The sequence below is a fragment of the Mediterraneibacter sp. 210702-DFI.3.120 genome (genome assembly GCF_020561005.1).
GTDB classification, from domain to species: domain Bacteria; phylum Bacillota; class Clostridia; order Lachnospirales; family Lachnospiraceae; genus Mediterraneibacter; species Mediterraneibacter faecis.
The window spans coordinates 1-1,004 of record NZ_JAJCNG010000066.1 but is presented as its reverse complement, the minus strand read 5'-3'; the positions used below and the strand labels follow the sequence as shown (position 1 = coordinate 1,004).

General features: G+C 36.2%; 1 protein-coding gene. It reads left to right on the top strand.

Translation table 11 applies throughout. The features are described 5' to 3' along the window. A partial coding sequence (locus tag LI162_RS15200) for a transposase (protein ID WP_227156872.1) occupies positions 1–865 on the top strand: 865 nt, incomplete at its 5' end. Positions 866–1,004: the final 139 nt, after the last annotated feature.

Genomic DNA, 1,004 nt, shown 5'->3' with positions numbered 1-1,004 from the left:
CAATTTATTATCACATTTGTATACTGATGTAATTCTCCAACCATTGAATCATATCAATGAATATATAGCAATGTGTGACATAATAGATCATTATACGGCTACTAATCCTACGCGAAAACCTTTATTTATTGCTGATAGGGGATTGGTATCATTCAATGTGTTTGCACATGCCATTGAAAACAATGCATATTTTCTAGTTCGTGCTAGAGAATCGAACCCGCGTAGTATGTTGGCTACAATTAAACTTCCAGATTCGCCTGAGTATGATATCATTTTCGAAAGATGGCTTACCAAAAAAAATACAAAGACTGTTAAAGCAGAGCCTGAAGTGTATAAAACTATTGCAAACAGAACTTTTGATTACCTCGACCCTAAAAGTAAAAGTTTATACTACATCTCTTTTCGGATTATGAGTTTTGTCCTTCCAAATGGGAACACCGAAGTTGTATATACCAATCTTCCAAAAGAAGATTTTAGCACAGAGGAATTACGGGAATTGTACAATATGCGTTGGGGAATCGAAACATCTTTTCGTGACATAAAGTATGCCGCAGGACTTCTTTTCTTCCATAGTAGAAAAAAGGATTTAGTAATCCAAGAAATCTATGCAAAACTCATTCTTTATAACTTTTGTGAACTGATTACTGGCGCAATTGTTGTTGAAAAAAAGGATCGGAAGTATAGTTATCAGATAAATTTCAGCATAGCTATCGCTATATGTACGGAATTTCTGAGACGCTCTTGTGCCTCACCGCCCGTTGATGTTATTGCTTTAATAGGTAGGGAATTAATTGCTGTAAGACCCGACAGGCGCAATCCCCGCTACTTAAGAGCAAGGACTGCAACTACATTCCAATACCGATAAAATATTCATATCTTGATATTTTTTCAGCAGGCAGATTCCCCAATCTGTCTGTTTGCCATGCCTGAATTATTTATCTAGAGACGCAATACGAGAACTGTATCAAGAAATTCATAATTTCCCGGCTCTTCTAGTATATCAT